The 14,582-nt window shown below is 49.5% G+C and carries 12 protein-coding genes; 11 read left to right on the forward strand and 1 reads right to left on the reverse strand.

What is annotated here, in order from left to right; all coding sequences use genetic code 11:
* Positions 1 to 2 precede the first annotated feature (2 nt).
* The 7 genes from ACTQZS_RS09120 to ACTQZS_RS09150 all read left to right on the forward strand — a co-directional run bounded on the left by ACTQZS_RS09120 (position 3) and on the right by ACTQZS_RS09150 (position 8,137).
* Positions 3 to 1,493: an amino acid adenylation domain-containing protein gene (locus ACTQZS_RS09120; RefSeq protein WP_441475530.1), complete on the forward strand. Its 1,491-nt coding sequence runs from the start codon at positions 3 to 5 to the stop codon at positions 1,491 to 1,493.
* A 9-nt stretch (positions 1,494 to 1,502) separates the two neighbouring features.
* Entirely contained in the window at positions 1,503 to 2,741 is a 1,239-nt protein-coding gene (locus ACTQZS_RS09125) for a diaminopimelate decarboxylase family protein (RefSeq protein ID WP_441475531.1), read from the forward strand.
* 153 nt (positions 2,742 to 2,894) lie between these two features.
* Entirely contained in the window at positions 2,895 to 3,131 is a 237-nt protein-coding gene (locus ACTQZS_RS09130; RefSeq protein WP_441100716.1) for an acyl carrier protein, read from the forward strand.
* Between the two features lie 4 nt (positions 3,132 to 3,135).
* Positions 3,136 to 4,665, forward strand: coding sequence for an MBOAT family O-acyltransferase (locus ACTQZS_RS09135; protein ID WP_441475532.1), 1,530 nt, complete (start codon positions 3,136 to 3,138; stop codon positions 4,663 to 4,665).
* A 14-nt stretch (positions 4,666 to 4,679) separates the two neighbouring features.
* Positions 4,680 to 5,708 carry an SGNH/GDSL hydrolase family protein gene (locus ACTQZS_RS09140; RefSeq protein WP_441475533.1) on the forward strand — a complete coding sequence of 343 codons (1,029 nt, stop codon included), beginning with the start codon at positions 4,680 to 4,682 and terminating at the stop codon, positions 5,706 to 5,708.
* An 88-nt stretch (positions 5,709 to 5,796) separates the two neighbouring features.
* On the forward strand, positions 5,797 to 6,513 hold the full coding sequence (locus tag ACTQZS_RS09145) for a response regulator transcription factor (protein ID WP_441100713.1): 717 nt from the start codon (positions 5,797 to 5,799) through the stop codon (positions 6,511 to 6,513).
* A gap of 10 nt (positions 6,514 to 6,523) precedes the next feature.
* Complete coding sequence (locus ACTQZS_RS09150) at positions 6,524 to 8,137, forward strand: HAMP domain-containing sensor histidine kinase (RefSeq protein ID WP_441475534.1); 1,614 nt, start codon at positions 6,524 to 6,526, stop codon at positions 8,135 to 8,137.
* A 65-nt stretch (positions 8,138 to 8,202) separates the two neighbouring features.
* On the opposite strand, the gene ACTQZS_RS09155 is transcribed toward ACTQZS_RS09150, so the two are convergent.
* A complete protein-coding gene (locus tag ACTQZS_RS09155) occupies positions 8,203 to 8,583 on the reverse strand; it encodes a hypothetical protein (protein WP_441475535.1) in 381 nt (126 codons plus the stop codon).
* 331 nt (positions 8,584 to 8,914) lie between these two features.
* Between ACTQZS_RS09155 and ACTQZS_RS09160 the strand changes: the two genes are divergently transcribed.
* The 4 genes from ACTQZS_RS09160 (at position 8,915) to ACTQZS_RS09175 (ending at position 14,483) form a co-directional block, all read left to right on the forward strand.
* Complete coding sequence (locus tag ACTQZS_RS09160; RefSeq protein WP_441475536.1) at positions 8,915 to 10,516, forward strand: CapA family protein; 1,602 nt, start codon at positions 8,915 to 8,917, stop codon at positions 10,514 to 10,516.
* A 429-nt stretch (positions 10,517 to 10,945) separates the two neighbouring features.
* A complete protein-coding gene (locus ACTQZS_RS09165) occupies positions 10,946 to 12,355 on the forward strand; it encodes a radical SAM protein (protein WP_441100709.1) in 1,410 nt (469 codons plus the stop codon).
* 134 nt (positions 12,356 to 12,489) lie between these two features.
* Complete coding sequence (locus tag ACTQZS_RS09170; protein ID WP_441475537.1) at positions 12,490 to 13,455, forward strand: glycoside hydrolase family 25 protein; 966 nt, start codon at positions 12,490 to 12,492, stop codon at positions 13,453 to 13,455.
* 17 nt (positions 13,456 to 13,472) lie between these two features.
* Positions 13,473 to 14,483 carry an AraC family transcriptional regulator gene (locus tag ACTQZS_RS09175; RefSeq protein WP_441475538.1) on the forward strand — a complete coding sequence of 337 codons (1,011 nt, stop codon included), beginning with the start codon at positions 13,473 to 13,475 and terminating at the stop codon, positions 14,481 to 14,483.
* The last annotated feature ends 99 nt before the right edge of the window (positions 14,484 to 14,582 follow it).

Raw genomic sequence — 14,582 nt, forward strand, 5'->3', positions numbered from 1 at the left:
ATATGCATACAATTTTGGAAAAATTTGAGGAAACCGTGAATGCGTTTCCGGATCAGATCGCAGTAGAAGATGCCGACAGGCATTACAGCTGGAAGAAGCTGCGGGATGCGGCGCAGAGGGCCGGAACAGTTCTTTCGTCAATCGGATGCCAGCGAAAACCGGTGGTCCTGATGATGGAAAAATCCTGTGAAGCGCTTGCGCTTCTGTACGGTGTGCTGTACAGCGGCGGGTTTTATGTTTTTATAGATACGGCGCAGCCGGATGAACGGATCCGGAAGATCATAAAGAAGCTGAATGCGCGGGTTGTGGCTGCAGAAGAGGAGCAGAAGCAGCGGCTGCTTGCGATGGGCTATGACGGAGAGGTCCTGGAACCGGAAAGCATGTTCAAAGGAGAGATCAGGCGGCGGGAACTGGATAGGATTCGGGAGGAGGCGAAAGCGGAGGATACGCTTTATGCGGTCTTCACATCCGGATCGACCGGAGAACCGAAGGGAATCGCCGTGAGCCATGACGCGGCGGCAAGGTTTATCGGACACTTCACGGAGACTTTCAATATCAGCAGAGAGGATATTCTTGGAAATCAGGCGCCGTTTGACTTTGATGTCTCGGTGAAGGATATTTTTTCCTCGTGTCTGACAGGGGCCAGACTGGTTCTGGTGCCGAGAACCTACTTTGCAATGCCGCGGCAGCTCATCGATTATCTGTGTGAGAAAAGGGTGACCATATTGATCTGGGCGGTTTCGGCTCTGTGCATGATTTCTCAGTTCGGAGGCTTTGACTACCGGGTGCCGGTGAACCTCGGGAAGGTGATGTTCAGCGGCGAGGTCATGCCGATGGCGCAGCTGAGGATCTGGCAGGACGCTCTTCCGAAAACACAGTTTGTGAATCTTTACGGGCCTTCCGAAATCACCTGCAACTGTACCTATTATCTGGTCCCCAGGTATTTTTCGGGGAGCACTCTTCCGATCGGGACAGCTTTTCCGGGGAGGAAGGTTTTCCTGACCGATAAGGATCAGAGGGAGATCCACAGCGCAAATGTCTCCGGTGAAATCTGTGTGGGCGGAGAGTCACTGGCGGACGGTTACTATCACGATCCGGAGAAGACAGAGCAGGCTTTTGCGGTCTGTAATGGCGAGAGAATCTACAGAACCGGTGATATCGGGTATTTTGGAAATGACGGGCTTCTGTATTTTGTGGGGCGCAAGGATTTCCAGATCAAGCATATGGGCCACCGCATCGAGCTCGGGGAAGTGGAAAATGCCATCGCGCAGATTGCAGGTGTGCAGCGCGCCTGCTGCATCTTCGACAAAAATCACAACTGCGTCTACGGATTTTATCAGGGAGAACCTTCCGCCAGTGAGGTGAGAAAGGAACTGAAACAGAAGGTGCCTTCGTATATGGTTCCGAATAAGTGGAGGAAGGTGGATGCCTTTGCACTCAGTGCACATGGAAAGATTGACCGCAATGCCCTGAGGCTGTCAGTCGGAATATGAGGTGAGTATATGGACAACAAGATCATCAAGGTATTGAAAGATCAGGCGGCAGTCACAGACAGTCCCTTTTATCTCTTTGACCTGGACACCTTCCGCGAGAATATCAGACGGATCCGGAGAGAAACAGGAAATGCGGCGAAGCTCTGCTTTGCCATGAAATGCAATCCGTTTCTGATGCCGCTTGCGGCACTGGAGGTCAACCGGATCGAGGTGTGCTCGTATGGGGAGTACTGCATTTGCCGAAAGGATGGTATCGATCCGGGAAAGCTTCTGATTTCCGGTGTTCTGAAGAAGCCGGCGGAACTGAAACGCATTGTGGAAGAATGTGGGAGCAAGGCAGGATATACGGTGGAGTCGATGGGGCAGTTTGCGATGTTAGCCGAACTTGCCAGGAAACACCGGGAGAAGCTCAGGGTTTATATCCGGCTTACGAGCGGCAATCAGTTCGGACTGGACAGGGAGAGCGCGAACACAGTTTTTGAGCTGGCAGGAATGACTCCATATCTGGAAATTGCAGGTATCCATTATTATTCCGGCTCGCAGAAGAGAAAGGCAGCAAAGCCGGTGAGGGAACTGGAAAAGCTGGACCGGCTGCTTCTGGAGCTGCAGGACAGATTTCACGTCACGATTCCGGAACTGGAATACGGTCCCGGGATTCCTGCCCGTTATTTTGAGGATCAGCCGGAGAAGCTGGACGAGTCGTTTTTCAAAGAAATTCGAAAAGCGATTGCGGATATGACATGGAAGGGCCGCGTGACGATGGAAATGGGACGGGTCTTTGCGGCATCCTGCGGGTACTATGTGACGAGAGTCTGCGACATCAAATACAGCGGAGAAACCGGTTATGCCATCACAGACGGTGGAATGCATCAGATGAACTATGACGGTCAGATACGTGGAATGTATCATCCATTCGTCACCGTGCTGACAGAGAATGACAGGAGGCGGGAGAACGGCAGAGAGAGGGACGGGGAGAAGAGCAATCCGTCCGCCAATGGCAACTGGACCGTCTGCGGCTGCCTGTGCACGGCAAACGATGTTCTCTGTGCAGAGCAGGATCTCGGCCCGCTGAAGGTCGGCGACATACTGGCGTTTGGAAATGTGGGGGCCTATTCCATGGTCGAGGGCATGGCCCTGTTCCTCAGTCATGAGCTTCCGGCAATCTTTTCCTATTCAAAGGGTGAGGGGAGCAGATGTCTGCGGCAGCCGAGGGAGTGCTGGGAATGGAACAGCGGAAGAACAGAATAGGTGAAGAAAAAGAATTGTAAGGACTGTCAGGATTCCATCCGGGTGATGAGGCTTTCAGCCATTCAACCATAAATACCATGTAGTAGAAAGAATAAATAGAAAATACATTGTAGCCGGAATGAAAAACATTCCGTTAGAAAAGAGGTAAATATCATGAGTGAAATCGAGTCAAAAATCAATGAAATCTTAATGGAGCAGGACGACAGTATTAATTATGAGGAAGAAAAGCATCTGATCGACGACAGGATCCTGGATTCCTTTGCGATTATCTCCCTGATCTCAGATTTGGAGGAAGAATTCGATGTCCGGATCAATGCCGTAGAGATGATGCCTGAAAACTTCAATTCCATCAAGGCAATGGCGGCGATGATCCGGAGACTGCAGGGCTGACGGCATGGGATACAACACCTTACCTTATCTCGTGCTGTTTCTTCCGCTCTCGCTGATCGTGTATCAGGTGAGCGGAAGGAAATTCCGTAAATATGTGCTGCTGATTGCTTCATGGATCTACTTCTTCCTCTGCAGCAGAGAGCTGATTCTTTATCTGCTTCTGACATCCGCCGGCGTCTGGCTGGCAGGTCTGGCCATGAAAAGTGCCGGAAGCCGGAAGCGTCTGAAAACGTTTCTTGTTGTGGTCAGCATAGGCGGCCTCTTCGGAATTCTCCTCTATCTCAAATACATCAACTTCTTTATCAATACCGTAAATTTGGCCATGGCCGGGAAGAGCGGCTGGACGGCGATCCCGTTCAGACATATGCTGATTCCCATCGGAATCTCGTTCTATACGCTGGAGGCGGTGGGATATTTGCTGGAGGTGTACTGGGGACGGCTTGAGGCGGACAGGAACTTTGGCAGAGTTGCACTGTTTCTGGGCTTCTTCCCGCAGACGATGGAAGGCCCCATTGCCAGGTATCAGGATACTGCGCTTCAGCTGACAGCCGGAAATCCGGTGACGGAGCAGGGGGTATTCGACGGGGTGACCCGCATCCTCTGGGGCATGTTCAAAAAGATTGTGATCGCGGACCGGCTGTCTGTGATCGTTACCGAGCTGTACCACAATCATTTGGCTTATGACGGGGTGATGATTCCGGTGGCGGCGGTGTCTTACGCGCTGCAGCTTTATATGGAGTTTTCCGGTGTCATGGATATCGTCATCGGTTCCGCCGGTATGTTCGGCGTAAAGCTGCCCGAAAATTTCCGGCAGCCGTTTTTCTCACAGAGCGCTTCGGAGTTCTGGAGAAGATGGCATATCTCGCTTGGTATCTGGCTGAAGACCTATGTCTTTTATCCGGTGACGACCTCGGATCTCACGATGAAGTGGAACCGGTTCGCCAGAAAAAAATTCGGAAAATACATCACAAAGATCGGCACGTCCTTCCTTGCGCTCACGCCGGTATGGCTGTTTAACGGACTCTGGCACGGGGCAAGCTGGAATTACATCTTCTATGGCATCTATTATCTGGTGCTGCTGATGCTGGAAGTGATTCTGGAGCCAGCGAAGAAAGCCTTTTACAGGCACACAGGTTTTCCAAAGAACGGACGCTTCTGGACCGGTTTCCGGATCCTGCGCACCTGGCTGATCATTTTTACCGGCGAGCTGTTTTTCCGCGCGGAGGGTCTGCGGGCGGGCGTATCGATGTTCCGCAGCGGGTTCCGCAACTTTGGAATACAGCGTCTGTGGGACGGCACCCTGCTGAAGATGGGACTCGATAAGGCAGACTGGATCGTGATCCTTGCAGGGATTGCAGTTGTATTTGTGGCAGATCTGTTAAAAGAGAAGCAGATAGACGTGAAGGCGGTGCTCGCGAAGAGAAGCCTTCCGGTGCGCTGGGCTGCCTTTTATGCCCTGATTTTTGCGGTGCTGATATTTGGCGCCTACGGATCTGGGTACCGGCAGGTAGATCTGATCTATGCGGGATTCTAAGGCGGAGACAAAAAATGGACATCAAAAAAATATCAATCAAAGAAAAAGCAGGGTTTGTGATCGGACTGCTTCTGCTCCTGGCTCTTGGATCGTTTCTGCTGAATTCGTATGCCATGAACGTGCTGGGAATGAGCTCGCTCAAGCGGCATGCGGCCGTTGTCAAACTTCAGGAAGAGAAGGCTGACACAATCGATGTTCTGGTCATCGGAGACAGTGAGAGCTATACTTCGATTTCACCCCTTCAGATCTGGAGGAATACCGGTTACACGGCCTTCGTGGGTGGTCAGTCTGGTCAGACCATGAATGAGACGCTTACCATGCTGGAGACCGGATTGCATACCCAGAAGCCCAAGGTGGTGCTGATGGAGACCAATGTGCTTTTCCGGTCGGGCAAGGATCTGGATCAGCTTCAGGATCTGGTAGCGGCCAGGACGGCCTCCTTTCTTCCGATTTTTCAATATCACAATCTGTGGAAAAATGTTATCATAAAGCCGAGGATAGAGCCTGTTCACATGAACAACAAAGGGTTTGAAATCAGAACCGCGATCCGACCGTATCAGGGGACAGCTGACTACATGCAGGGGGATTCGAAGGAAACGTCCATCTCCTGGCTGAATGGGAGAGTGTTTGACAGAATCGTGGAGCTGTGCAGGGAAAATGGAATCCGTCTGGTGCTGTACAGCGCCCCGTCCCCGGTCAATTATACATTGGGAAAGCATAACCGTCTGGAGAGGCTTGCATCTGAAAAGAAGCTCCTCTATATCGATATGAATATGAAGAGTAAGGAGATCGGGATCGATTGGAGCAGAGATACTCTGGATGGAGGGGATCATCTAAACATATCCGGAGCACAGAAGACAACGGCGTATATGGAATCCATTCTAAAAGCCTTCGACCTGACAGACCACAGAATGGACGCTTCCTATCACGACTGGGAAGAACTGTCCCGGACTTATCAGGAGCAGGCTTCCAAATACACGAAACAGATCCGGGAGAAAAATACTGCCGTCGCATTGACCGCTGAGCAGAGTGTAAATCTGTAAAATGCTCACACGATACGTTGTTCCACATCCTGTATAAGCTGTGGATTGCCTTATGATAATTTTTAAAAGGGAAAGGGATTCATAGATCATGGAGGAAAAACAATATACGATATTAATTGCGGAGGATGACGCGGATATCATTGAGGTGCTGAAGCTTTATCTCGAAAACCAGGGATATCGGATTCTGTCTGCGGAGAATGGGGCGGCTGCTTTTCGCCTGATAGAAAAAGAGAAGGTCGATCTGGGAATTTTCGATATCATGATGCCGAGGATGAATGGTTTTGAGCTGATCCGGAAGGTGAGGGAAAAGTATAATCTTCCGATCATCGTGCTGTCCGCGAAGAAAGAGGACAGTGACAAGATTCTCGGACTCGATCTCGGTGCGGATGATTATCTGGTCAAGCCATTTAATCCTCTGGAGGTTGTGGCGAGGGTAAAGGCAGCCTTCCGAAGATTTTATGATCTGAACACGGGGACCGATGAAGTGAGGGATCAGGAGGCTCTCCGGTATAAGGGGCTGGAGATCAATATGCAGACGCTCCAGCTCTTTAAGGATGGAGAAGAAATCAAGGTCACACCTACAGAGATCCGGATTCTGATGCTGCTGATGAAGAATCCGGGACGGGTCTATACAAAGGTACAGATCTATGAGTACCTTCGCGGGGCATACTTTGAGAATGATGAAAATACGATCATGGTCCATATCTCAAATCTTCGGGATAAGATCGAGGAAGATCCGAAAAAACCGGAGTATCTTCTGACGGTTCGCGGACTGGGATATAAGCTGGGTGTGGCAAGACAATAGGAAACAGCCTATGCGAAAAAAAATCAATTTGTTTATAGCAAGAGAAAAGGGGAGCATCTATACGCTGGTGCTTCACAATTCCATCCGGCTGGCAGGAATCGTACTGATACTGGCAGCTATTTTCTGGGGAGTGGGATGGATTTTCATGCCGCAGAAGGTAGAACCCGCGGGAATCAAAAAACTGATCCGGAGAGTGGATTCTCTGGAGAATGACGATTATTCTTCTATTAACGTAGGAAATACGCTGGGGAGAAGCGGCTATTTTGAAATCACGGATAATAAAGCTACGGTGCTGTATACGAGTGATTCCCGGCACAGGAATACTTACAACAGGGATATTCTGCAATATCTTCCCGTTGTTGACACGGATGTGGTATATGATCTGCTTCCTTTGGAAAACGGAGAACAGAAAGGCTCTCTTCTGATTCGGTATAATGATGATCAGCTTACCGGAATTGCAATGCTGGATGAAAACGGGAGGATTATTTACAGCGATCTGGATTTGAAGAACAGTCAGATTTCATCGGAAACGATGAATTATCTTTTCTATAAGGCGGACAGCAATAATCTTTTTATTCAGAAATACGAATTTACAAACGCGAAAGGAGAACAGCGATATCTTCTGATACACAGCAATTCAGATTCTGCCGGGACCGTGAATGCCCAGAGAGTGACCTTTGTCTTTTTCTTCGGCCTTTATATTGTCCTTCTGGTGGTTCTGATTATTCTGACAGGGAGGAGGCTTTCCGCCAGGGTGGTGGCACCGATCCGAAAGCTGACAAGGGCCATTGATGAAACCGCCGGAGGAAACTGGATTCAGATCCATGAAGGCGAAGAGCCAAGGGAAATGCTTGAGGTAATCCGGTCCTTTAATCTTATGGAGGAGGCTCTGAGAAAAAGTGAAGAAGAGCAGAAGAAGCTTCAGGATCAGCGAAGACAGATGATCGCGGATATCTCTCATGATCTGAAGACGCCGATCACCGTGATTTCGGGGTATGTCAACGCCTTGCGGGACGGGTTGATTCCTGAGAAGGAACAGGGAAAATATCTGGAGATCATACAGAACAAGACAGAGCTTCTCACAGGTCTGATCAACAGCTTCAGTGATTACAGCCGGCTTGACCATCCGGGATTTCAGTTAAATATGGAACAGGGAGATCTTTGCGAATATATTCGGGAATATATCGCCGGGAGATATTCGGAGCTGGAGGTAGGGGGATTCGATCTGGAAGCAGATCTTCCGGAGGAAAGAATGGATGCCAGCTTTGACCGGATGCAGTTAAGGCGGGTGTTTGATAATATTCTGGGTAATGCGATAAAGTATTGCGGACCCGGAACAAGGCTTCGCATAGAGGCAGGCCTCGTCGTGAAAGATGACCGGAATTATCTGCGTGTCCTCATCGGAGACAACGGTCCGGGGATTCCGGAGAAATACAGGGCATCTATCTTTGACCCGTTTGTGGTCGGCAATGAGTCGAGAACCAGCGGAAAGGGAACGGGCCTCGGTTTATCCATCGCACGGCAGATTGTGGAGCTTCACGGAGGCAGCATTTCTCTGACAGACCGGCCGGGATGCGTATATGAAATTTTACTTCCGGTGAATGAGAATAGACGGACTTGTTAAAAAAACCCCGGATATCCGGTCTGCCATTGGAATTTCAGGCGGGCCGGATGTTCGGGGATCATGGATTAATTTGTCTTGGAGCTCTTTGCGGTTTTCTTTTGTGTATTTTTCTTTGCAGTAGATTTGTTCGACTTGTTCTGTGCTTTTTTGGTGGAGGAGGATGAACTGCTCTTTGCGTTCTCCTTGCTGGATTTTTCGGAACTAGCGCTTGTGGAAGAGTTTCCGGAAACAGAAGTCGTCGAAGAAGATGTTGATGATGCGGCGGGTGCTGCGGAAGAGGAAGACTGTGTCGTCGAAGCGGGAGTCTTCGTTGAAGAGGACTGCGTAGCAGCGTTTGATCCGCATGCAACCATGGACATAGTCATCACGCCCAGGAGACCGGCAGTCATCATTTTACGAAAACCTTTTCTCTTTTTTCCGGTATTGTTTTCCGTATTTGTATTCATTTGTTACCTCCATTTTTCGATGTGCTGTTTACACATTTGCGGTGTCTTATTTACAGTTGATAGTATGCACGGAGGACCTTAATACAGCATAAAGAGAAGAATAAGATTCAATAAGATTCATTACCTCAGGGAGATTTTGAAAAAAGGAGCTCCTTGTGCGTTTTATATTGTAGAGATAGAATATAAGGAAGATATGATATCAACATTTTTGCAGAGGCCGTCAACGATCTTTTTCTGCGATTTCCGCTGGTGTGGAGCGTACAAGATGTCTGCATCGGGCTTAGAGAAAACCATGGCTCGAGAGAAATGAGTAAAAAAGGGAGAGAAACGGGTGGAAAATAAGGAAAACCATCATAGAATGAGAGATTCCGTAGATTCTGCGAACGGGGAGAAGCAGGTCAGACGGCTCACCGCCTCTGAACAGGTGGATCTTGAGGAAGAGATCCGTGAAATAGAGCAGGATGAGCAGGAAGGACTGGAGGAGCTGCAGAGGAGACGAAAACAGAGAGAGCGGCGCCGCCGCGAAGAGGAAGAGAGGCGCGTCAGGTTCCGGAAAAAAACCGTCCGGATTGTTGCCGGTGCAGCTGTGGCTGTCGCTATGATCGGAATCGTGAGCGGAGTCCGAATGTCTGCAAAGAGGTCCTCGTCGAATCACGGAAAAGATTCGTCGGCTGGTGTAACAGATGCTTCAAGCACCGGACAGGAAAAAGTGACTGCAGGGTCTGAGTCGGTGAACTCAGGATCCGGAGGGAGAGCATATGACAGAAAAGACAGCATGGAGGTCCGTTTTTCTGCCGTGGGTGACAACCTGATATCGGAGCGGATGCTCACGCAGGCTCAGGAACGAGGCAGCGGAGGCTCGTATGATTTCAGCTATTTGTATGACGGCGTTTCCTCTTTTATTCAGGAGCACGAGGTGAACTGGATCGATGTGGAAACAGATATCAACAATGAAATCACGCCGTCGGGTTATCCGGAGTTTTCAACACCGGGCCAAGACGGGATTGATTTGTACAAAGCCGGTTTCAATATCTTCAGTCTCGCGAACAACCATATTTATGATCTTGGAACGGAAGGAATCAATGCGGCCGTGAAGTTCTGGCAGAACGACATGCCTTCGGGCGCGAAGTTCCTGACAACCGGTCTCTGGGAAAAAGACACGGACGGCAGCACGAGTTATACTGCGGGTTACAGCGATGCGGGCCTCAGCCCTCAGTTTGAAGTGAAGTACGATGATATTCCGATATACACCTGTTCAAATGGTAAGACCATAGCGTTTCTGACGTATACACAGATGACGAATGAGCTGGATGGAAGAGGAATATATGATACGCCGTCAGATACGGACCAGAGGGTGATCTATCTGTATGAGACCTCGCTGATTGAAGCACAGATCCGGAAGGCGGATGAAAAAGCGGACGCTGTGGTTGTTGCGTGTCACTGGGGCGATGAGGACAGTCATGAGGTGACGGATTTTCAAAAGGAAATGGCTCAGAACCTTGCAGACTGGGGCGCCGACCTGATTATCGGTGATCATGCGCATGTCGTGCAGCCGGCTGAGATGCTGACAGCTTCCGATGGGCGTAAGGTTTTCTGCGCATACTGTCTGGGAAATTTTGTGTCAACGCAGGAACAGCCTGACGAGCTGATCGGGACGGCGCTTGACTGTACATTTCGTTTCCGCAACGACGGAGCAGATGAATCAGAACCAGAGGTTACCGTTATCGATCCGAGCCTTGTACCGATTGTTACGGACTACGGAGAGGGTGGAGCGGACGCGCATGTGGTTCTCCTGAAGGATTACACTGACGAACAGGCGAAGGCCAACGGGATCAACGGTTACATTACGGATGGAACAGTATTTGATCTGGCTTACATTAAGCGTGTACTGACAGACTCCATTGACAGCCGTTACCTTGATTTTTCAGACTGATTGCAATGTCTGGAGAAGACAGGCTGCGGTATGGTCTGGCAATGCGTCCCTGTCAGATTGCTTGTAGGATTCTGGCGGCGATAAGGCGGCTGCAGGATGGACAGACTGCTGAAGCTGCCTTCTGAAACATAGGGGAAGCTCCTGGAGGAGGGGATACATCTGAGCCTGCGTGTAAATACTACACGCAAATATTGACCAGTTCTGACAACGTGACTCGTCTAAAAAGACAAGCCTGTTAATGAATCTGTACAACAAATGGCGCCGCTACGGCTGAAAATGGCCATTTGACGTTTTCGGCTAGCTGTCCACTAATTGGACAGGTATCTTATTTTGTCCCACTGATTTGAAGGAATTTTTCTCGACATTTTTTTAGCGAAATTTTATAATTGTTGCAGTGTCAGATAAATGTTTCATCAGGAGGTTAATAAGATGCCAAACGCAATCGTGCATGCTGCCGAGAGGAAAGCATTCGAGCTTGTATTAAATCAGGTAATCAAAACAGCAAATAAGGAAGATGGCTATATCAAGGTTATTGATACGGCGCAGAAATTCCTTGGAGATACATGGAAACCGGAAGCTTTTGACAATTTAAGAAAGACGTTTACCAAGGGCGAAAAGTACGCAAACTTTTTTGATCGTATTCTCCGCGACGTTGATCCGGAGGTCGTAAAGGGTCTGTTCATGGCATTTGGTTTCGAGGCCGGCTATGTAGGATATCATGAGACCAGGAAGAATGCTGAGAAATACAATATTAATGTGCCGTGGGTCATCCTTTTTGATCCGACTTCGGCATGCAACCTGCACTGTGTAGGATGCTGGGCATCTGAGTACAGCCGTGCGCTGAACCTCTCCTATGAGGATATGGACCGTATTGTCACCGAGGGCAAGGCACTGGGAACCCGCGGTTATGTTCTGACCGGCGGAGAGCCGATGGTCCGCAAGAAAGATATTGTGAAGCTCGCAAAGGCTCATAAGGACTGCGGATTTATGATCTTCACGAATGGAACTCTGGTAGATCAGCAGTTCTGTGATGACATGAAGGAATGCAAGAACATCGTGCTTTCCATGTCGATCGAGGGCCTTGAGGATGCAACAGATAACCGCCGCGGCGCAGGCGTATTTGATAAGGTTATGAAGACGATGGATCTTCTTCGTGAGAACAGACTTCCATATGGTACTTCCATCTGCTATACCAGCGCGAACTATAAGGCAGTTACCAGCGATGAGTTCCTTGATTTCCTGATTGACAAGGGAGTTCTGTTCAGCTGGTACTTCCACTTCATGCCGACCGGAAATGATACAACAATGGAGCTTGTTCCGACACCGGAGCAGCGAGAGTATATGTATCACAGAATCCGTGAGGTCCGCGGATACCACGGAGGCAAGGAAATCTTCCTTATGGATTTCCAGAATGACGGTGAGTGGGTATCCGGATGTATCGCCGGAGGTAAGGCTTACTTCCACATCAATCCGAACGGTGACGCTGAGCCCTGTGTATTCATTCATTATTCCGGGGCGAATATTCACCAGAACAGTATTCTTGAGTGCCTGCAGCAGCCGCTGTTCAAGGCATATCATGACGGACAGCCGTTCAGCGACAACCTGCTTCGTCCTTGTCCGATGCTTGAGAATCCGGCAAAGCTTCGCGCGATGGTTCATGCGACCGGAGCGAAGTCAACCGATATGTCAGATCCGGAGAATGTTGACCATCTGACACATAAGGTTGAGGAATACGCGAAGAACTGGGCGCCGGTTGCCGAGAAACTCTGGGCATCCGATCATCCGGATTATGTTCCGAAGACAGAGGATCAGATTCAGGGTATCAGCGACGAGGGCTGACGGAATCTGTCTGCGGCAGAAGAGAGATATTGAAAAGGAGTGTGTCAAGATTGACACACTCCTTTTTTGTGTGTAAGGTATGTGAGAGAAGATTTAAGAAAGGAACGGGCGGCATCGCGTCTGCCTGATCGCATATGGCAGCAAACAGGAAAAAAAGGGGAAGAAACGGTGCACGTCACCGGGTGACGAGAGCGGAGAGGAGGAAGATTCTCCGAAACCGCATACTCGCGGGCATAGTGGTTGCTTTTACGGCAGCGTTTGTGGCGATTGCAGCATTCGGCAGCCACGCCGCAGAGGATAATCAGGTGTCAGAGCGCCTTTTTTCCACTTCGTATTCAATGAGTGATATGTATAACGACTACAATTCAGCGGATTTTGCATTGGATGGGCAGAAGATGACGTATACGGACAGTGATCATTATTCCAGCCGTATCGGAATCGATGTTTCCGAGCATAATGGGGAGGTTGACTGGGAAGCTGTCCGAAATGCCGGCTATGAATTCGCGTATCTCAGAATCGGATATCGTGGATATGGCAGCGACGGTTCTCTTGTGGAAGACGCTATGTTTGAGACAAATTATGAGGGAGCCAGAAAGGCAGGACTGGATGTCGGTGTTTATTTTTATTCACAGGCGATTGATGAAGCAGAGGCGGAAGAAGAGGCAAAATTTGTGACGGATACGCTGAACGGACGTCATCTGGATCTTCCGGCTGCGATAGACATGGAAACGGTGGAAGAGGGCGCTGCGCGGACCGATGGTGTCAGCGGTGACCAGTTCACGCAAAATATCAAGGCCTTTAGCCTTGCAATCGTGGATGCTGGCTATGAACCGATGCTCTATACAAATCTGCACTGGGAGTCGTTTACTCTGGATATGACAAAGCTCTATGATCTCCCGGTCTGGTTTTCCAATTACAGTGCGACGCCGGGCACTCCGTATAAATTCAGGGTATGGCAGTACTCGAATACGGGGACGGTTGATGGAGTCAGCGGAAGCGTGGATCTCGACATCGAAATGACACCGGCGGATGGCTCGGAAGCCTCTGCAGGTGCGGCCGCGGGCTCTTCGGGTTCTGCGGCTCTTTTCCGGGCCGAATGAGGAAAAAGGTAAGATAAATGAATCAGGAACTTCTGGATCGGCTTGGCAGAGTGACAGAGGAGGAACAGCGCATTCTGGACGGTACAGCCGGAATTGAAAAAAAGTTATATGCCTCCGGGGAGGAATTCACCATTGATTATGCGAAGCTGCTGGAGACAGGTCAGCTGATTACCGTGCGGACACATACAAGGTTTGCGCATTTTCCCATGCACAGGCATAATTATGTGGAAGTGATGTACATCTGTCAGGGCTCTGTGACACATATCATCAATCGCAAAAAGATTCGGGTAAGCAGGGGTGAGCTTCTCTTCCTGAATCAGTATACAAGGCATGAGATTCTTCCGGCAGGCAGGAATGATATCGCGATCAACTTCGTGATTCTTCCTGAATTTTTCGATGTTGCCTCTGAGATGATCGGAACAAACAATGTGCTGGCTGATTTCATCGTCAATACGCTGAGACAGGATGAGAGGCGTGGGGAGTACCTTTATTTTAAAGTTGCAGATGTGCTTCAGATACAAAATCTGATCGAAAATATGATCTATTCGCTGATTTCTCAGAAGGAGAATGGCGGAGAACCCTTCATGCTTCAGAGGATGAATCGGATCAATCAGACCACGATGGGACTGATTTTCATGTATCTGCTGGAGGCGGTTCCGAAGGCAGGAACGATGGAACCGGATTCATATGAGAATATGATACTCATGACATCCCTCCAATATATTGAGCAGAACTATCGTACCGCGACGCTGACTGAGTTGTGCGCAGGACTCTGCCTGCCTTCGCATACGCTGAGCCGCATGATTAAGAAGGCATCCGGAGTGAACTTTAAGGAACTGCTTCAGCGGAAACGCCTGAACAAGGCGGTAGGTCTGCTCTGCGACACGGACCTTCCGGTAAATGATATCATTGATGCGGTGGGGTATGAGAATCACAGCTATTTTCATAGGATTTTTCGCGAGAGATATCAGATGACGCCGAAGGAATTCCGGAGCCGGCACAGGAAAGACTCACGGATACGGCTTTAATACGATACTTATAAAAATAAAAGGCGATACTAATAAAAATGCGATACTTTAAAAGACAAGAACCATCCGTGACCGGAATGCCGGTTCGGATGGCTCTGC

Source organism: Bilifractor sp. LCP19S3_H10 (assembly GCF_052119185.1).
In the GTDB taxonomy this organism is placed as follows: domain Bacteria; phylum Bacillota; class Clostridia; order Lachnospirales; family Lachnospiraceae; genus Bilifractor.

Excerpts from the sequence above, each read along its gene's own strand:
- ACTQZS_RS09175 (WP_441475538.1), top strand. The coding sequence starts at position 13,473 with ATGAATCAGGAACTTCTGGATCGGCTTGGCAGAGTGACAGAGGAGGAA.
- ACTQZS_RS09155 (WP_441475535.1), bottom strand. The coding sequence starts at position 8,583 with ATGAATACAAATACGGAAAACAATACCGGAAAAAAGAGAAAAGGTTTT.
- ACTQZS_RS09145 (WP_441100713.1), top strand. The coding sequence starts at position 5,797 with ATGGAGGAAAAACAATATACGATATTAATTGCGGAGGATGACGCGGAT.
- ACTQZS_RS09140 (WP_441475533.1), top strand. The coding sequence starts at position 4,680 with ATGGACATCAAAAAAATATCAATCAAAGAAAAAGCAGGGTTTGTGATC.
- ACTQZS_RS09120 (WP_441475530.1), top strand. The coding sequence starts at position 3 with ATGCATACAATTTTGGAAAAATTTGAGGAAACCGTGAATGCGTTTCCG.
- ACTQZS_RS09165 (WP_441100709.1), top strand. The coding sequence starts at position 10,946 with ATGCCAAACGCAATCGTGCATGCTGCCGAGAGGAAAGCATTCGAGCTT.
- ACTQZS_RS09125 (WP_441475531.1), top strand. The coding sequence starts at position 1,503 with ATGGACAACAAGATCATCAAGGTATTGAAAGATCAGGCGGCAGTCACA.
- ACTQZS_RS09130 (WP_441100716.1), top strand. The coding sequence starts at position 2,895 with ATGAGTGAAATCGAGTCAAAAATCAATGAAATCTTAATGGAGCAGGAC.
- ACTQZS_RS09150 (WP_441475534.1), top strand. The coding sequence starts at position 6,524 with ATGCGAAAAAAAATCAATTTGTTTATAGCAAGAGAAAAGGGGAGCATC.
- ACTQZS_RS09170 (WP_441475537.1), top strand. The coding sequence starts at position 12,490 with ATGGCAGCAAACAGGAAAAAAAGGGGAAGAAACGGTGCACGTCACCGG.
- ACTQZS_RS09135 (WP_441475532.1), top strand. The coding sequence starts at position 3,136 with ATGGGATACAACACCTTACCTTATCTCGTGCTGTTTCTTCCGCTCTCG.